The 4,298-nt window shown below is 67.7% G+C and carries 4 protein-coding genes and 1 tRNA gene; 2 read left to right on the forward strand and 3 right to left on the reverse strand.

Annotation, left to right across the window (positions count from 1 at the left end; genetic code table 11):
* Positions 1-35: 35 nt before the first annotated feature.
* On the reverse strand, positions 36-1,172 hold the full coding sequence (locus tag ACWF94_RS30930; RefSeq protein WP_453495861.1) for an ABC transporter ATP-binding protein: 1,137 nt from the start codon (positions 1,170-1,172) through the stop codon (positions 36-38).
* A gap of 177 nt (positions 1,173-1,349) precedes the next feature.
* On the opposite strand from ACWF94_RS30930, the gene ACWF94_RS30935 reads away from it, so the two are divergent.
* Positions 1,350-1,423, forward strand: a tRNA-Thr gene (locus tag ACWF94_RS30935).
* Between the two features lie 127 nt (positions 1,424-1,550).
* Here ACWF94_RS30935 and ACWF94_RS30940 read toward each other — a convergent pair.
* Both ACWF94_RS30940 and ACWF94_RS30945 read right to left on the reverse strand, forming a co-directional pair.
* Positions 1,551-3,164 carry a tyrosine-type recombinase/integrase gene (locus ACWF94_RS30940; RefSeq protein WP_453495864.1) on the reverse strand — a complete coding sequence of 538 codons (1,614 nt, stop codon included), beginning with the start codon at positions 3,162-3,164 and terminating at the stop codon, positions 1,551-1,553.
* Positions 3,161-3,841, reverse strand: coding sequence for a helix-turn-helix domain-containing protein (locus tag ACWF94_RS30945; RefSeq protein WP_453495868.1), 681 nt, complete (start codon positions 3,839-3,841; stop codon positions 3,161-3,163). Before ACWF94_RS30945 ends, ACWF94_RS30940 begins: the two co-directional genes overlap by 4 nt.
* 96 nt (positions 3,842-3,937) lie before the next feature.
* Between ACWF94_RS30945 and ACWF94_RS30950 the strand changes: the two genes are divergently transcribed.
* Positions 3,938-4,168 carry a hypothetical protein gene (locus ACWF94_RS30950; protein ID WP_453495871.1) on the forward strand — a complete coding sequence of 77 codons (231 nt, stop codon included), beginning with the start codon at positions 3,938-3,940 and terminating at the stop codon, positions 4,166-4,168.
* Positions 4,169-4,298 lie beyond the last annotated feature (130 nt).

Below are 4,298 nucleotides of genomic sequence, written 5' to 3' on the forward strand. Positions count from 1 at the left end.
GTACCCGTGTCGCGAGCGGCGGATCGGAGCGCCGGTCAGTCGGTGAGGCGCTCACCCGTCGAGGTCGCGAAGACATGGATCTCGCCCGGCCGCGGCACGACGTGCAGCTCCGCGCCCTTGGCCGGAACGGACCGGCCGCCGACGCGTACGACCAGATCCTGGGCCTCGCCGCCGACGTGAGCGGTGCCGTACACAAAGCCGTCCGAGCCCAGTTCCTCGACGACGTTCACCGAGACGGCGAGACCGGCCGGGGCGTCGGCGGACTCCTTGGACAGCGACCTGGCCGCCGCGCCGTTGTGCTCGACGACATCGAAGTGCTCGGGGCGGACGCCGACCGTGACGGTGGTGTCACCCCGGTCGGCGGCGGCGCCCAGCGCGTCACGCGAGACCGGGACGACGCTGTTGCCGAACCTCACACCGCCGTCGGTGATCGGGACCTCCACCAGGTTCATCGCGGGGGAGCCGATGAAGCCGGCGACGAACAGGTTCGCGGGGCGGTCGTACATATTGCGCGGCGAGTCGACCTGCTGGAGCAGCCCGTCCTTGAGGACCGCGACCCGGTCGCCCATGGTGAGCGCCTCGGTCTGGTCATGGGTGACGTAGACCGTCGTGATGCCCAGCCTGCGCTGCAGCGACGCGATCTGCGTACGGGTGGAGACACGCAGCTTCGCGTCCAGGTTCGACAGCGGCTCATCCATGAGGAACACCTGCGGCTCCCGCACGATCGCCCGCCCCATCGCGACCCGCTGCCGCTGACCACCGGACAGCGCCTTCGGCTTGCGGTCCAGATACGGCGTGAGGTCCAGGATCTGCGCGGCCTCTTCGACCTTCTTCCGGATGTCCGACTTGTTGACACCGGCGATCTTGAGCGCGAAGCCCATGTTGTCCGCGACGGACATATGCGGATAGAGCGCGTAGTTCTGGAACACCATGGCGATGTCCCGGTCCTTGGGCGGCAGATGCGTGACATCCCGCTCACCGATGCGGATCGCTCCGCCATTGACGTCCTCAAGCCCCGCGAGCATCCGCAGTGACGTGGACTTGCCGCACCCGGAGGGGCCGACGAGGACAAGGAACTCGCCGTTCGCGATCTCGATCTCAAGCTCATCGACGGCGGGCTTCTCGGAGCCCGGATAGATCCGGGTCGCCTTGTCGAATGTGACTGTGGCCATGGTGATGTGTCCCTTCACCGGCAGGAACGTGCCGGACGATCCGAGTAAAGGATTGGTGTAGTCCACCTGTGTGGACTGGATGCGACGCTACCTGGCGAAATCTGTTCTGTCAGCAGAAGACGGGGACGAGTTCCCGGCACCCGGGCGGTGTGAGGGGTTGGTTACACTGCTACGGCTGCCTCCTTAGCTCAGCTGGCCAGAGCAACGCACTTGTAATGCGTAGGTCGTCGGTTCGAATCCGACAGGGGGCTCCGAGAAACCCCAGGTCACATAGCCCGTGACCTGGGGTTTCTGTTACTCGGGGCATGACGCGTCGCACGGCCGGGATGCCACGACTCTGCTTGCGTGAGCGATGCGTGAGCGGAGGGGGGACCAGCCCTACTTCTTGGGCCTCTTCCGTCCAGCCTCCTTCTTGTTCTCGGCCTGCGCCTTCTTGGCGCGCTTGGCCTTCTTCCGGGCCTTCGCCGCCCTGCGTTCGGCTGCTTCGGCATCCGCCTTGCGCTGGAGCGGAATCAGCTTGGCGGTGGCCTCGGCGGCACTCTTGCCGACGTGAGGCAGGACGCTCTGGTAGATGTCCCGCGTGATCCGGGTGTCGCTGTGCCCGAGGGTGTCGGAGACGATCTTGACGTCGATGCCGGCGGCGAGCATGAGGGTGGCGGCGCCGTGGCGGAGGTCGTGCAGACGGATCGGCGGGAGGCCGGATGCGACGACGAGGCGTTCGAAGAGGTCGGTCACCTTGCCGGGGTGGAGCCAGGAGCCGTTCTCCTGGGTGAAGACGAGGCCGGTGTGCACCCAGGCCGAGCCCCACTCTGCGCGGTCGGCGTCCTGCTGCTTCCGGTGCTGTTCCAGGACGCCGACTGTGTCGTCGTCCAGGGCCACGACGCGAAAGCCGCTGTCCGTTTTCGGTTCGGACGACTCGACGTCCCAGCCGTCCTGCACGAGTTGACCCGTGACCGTGAGCGAGTGCCGGTCGAGGTTGGTCTCCGACCATGGCTGCCCGCACGCCTCGCCGCGCCGCAGGCCACGGAAGGCGATGAGGTGCCACATCGCGTACAGCCGGTCCTCGGCGACGGAGTCGAGGAAGGCGCCGGTCTGTTCCGGCGTCCAGACCATGACGGGGGAGGGCTTCTCACCGGTCTGCCGCCAGCGGGCGACCCGCTCGTCCGTCCACACCAGTGCTTTCGGCTTACGGGCCGGGTCGATCTCGACGTGGGCCGCCGGGTTGAACGTGATGATCTGCTGCCCGATCGCGTCGTTCAGGGCGGCGCGGAGCGTGGCCTTGACGTGCTGGCGCGTGGACGGGCCGGTGACGCGGCGGAAGGGCGGCATCGCGTCGATCGCCGCCCGTATTGCCTTGCGGCGAGCCCGGTTCTCCACGCCTTTCCACGGTACGGTCGCCAGCTCCTCGACCGCTGCACGCCGCTGGGCGTTCTGCTCCAGGACCTCGGCATTGGTGTCGGTGATAGCGGTGAACATCTCGCTGAGGTGGCTCACGCGCAGCCGGTCGAGGCGACGGTCGCCGATGTGGGGCTTGAGGTGCACGCGGACGTCGGTTTCGTAGCGGCTGATGCCCGATTTCCGTATGCGTTTGCCAGCGAGCCAACGGTCCAGCCATTCGGCGACGGTGAGGCTGCCCACCAGGTCCTGGCCCGCATTGAGGCGTCGCCGGGTCTCCTCCACGTCGGGGAGAGGCGTTTTCTCGTCGCCGATCTCCTCCAGCATGGCCGCGATCAGCGTCATGCCCTCGGGGTCGTCGGTGTCGGCGAGGCCGAGGAGGGCGCGGACGTGGTCAAGGTCGGCCTGGGCGGTTTTGAGGGTGTCGTAGCCGGCGCGGCTGAAAGAGCGGCGGGTGCCGTCTTCGCGGGGCGGGAGTTCCTGGCGTACGGAGTAGGAGCCGTGCTTGCGGCTGGTGAGCTTGGGGCACTTCTTGCCGAGCGGTTTGCCGGTGTGGGGGTCGCGGCAGTAGCAGCGGCGGTGCGTGGAGCCCTTCAAACGGTTTCCTCCTGATCGGGGTCGGTGTCGGCTTCGGGTGGGTCGACGTCGTGGAGTGCGGGTGGGAGGTGAGGTGGGGTGGCGCCGTCGTCGCGGATCTCGCGGCGCAGGGCACGGAGTTGGTACTTGGCGATGACGGCCCGGTCGGCGTACTCGGCCCGCTGGCGTTCGGCGTTCTCCCGCTGGGCGCGGGAGGTGGCCGTCCTGGTGTTGAACCGGGCCTGCTTCTCCTCGTCGAGTGCGGCGAGGGCGGTTCGGACGAGGCGGGTGTGGTCCTCGAACTCGGGCACCATTCCTGGGTCATGGTCGAAGACGTCTTCCTCGCCGGTGAAGCGGCGGAGGGCGTCCCAGGTGGGGACGAGTTCCTGGAAGGGGAGTTCCTGGGTCTCCTCGACGTAGCCGACGGGGAAGATCAGGTGGACCGGGTAGGTCTCCAGGGCGGCGGCCAGGACCATGACGTCCACCAGGGGCAGGTTGGCGCGGCGTCCAGATTCCATGTTGGCGATCACGTTGCGCGGGATCGGGTGCCCCAGCTCCTCGCAGCGGTCCGCCAGATCCTGCGCACTCCATCCCCTCCCCTTCCTTCTGCGCCGGACCTCGCCGGCCACGTTGGCCTTGATCCGGTCCACCCACTCCGGAAAGTCGTCTTCTTCATCATCGAAACCGTGTTGTGTCATGCAGACACATTAGCTTGAGGATCCTCTATGGAGTGGCCTGGAGCCGGACGTGATCCGCGCGTTCGCCGACGGCTGCACGGAAAGAGGAGATGCCGCATGCGCGAAGACGCCACGAACGGGCGGCCGAAGGGGATGAGCCGGGAGGAGCTGCTCGCCCTCCCGGTGGCTGTTGACCTGGACACCAGTAACCGGGCGCTCGGGTTGGGGCGGAGCAAGGGCTATGAGTTGGCGAAGCGGGACGCCTACCCGTGCAAGGTGCTGCGGCTCGGCAACGCCTACCGGGTCGTAACGGCGGACCTGTTGAATCTGCTCGGACTGGCGGCGTGAGGGGCGGGGAGCGTAGCAGGCGGTTCTGCGCTGAGCTGACACAGAATCGCTGGACTGTGCAGGGGTGTGGACGTACTGTCCGTGTTCCCCCGGGGAACGGAGTGGGCCGCCCGCCGGGGAACCCCGGAGG

The sequence above is a fragment of the Streptomyces sp. NPDC055078 genome (genome assembly GCF_053607985.1).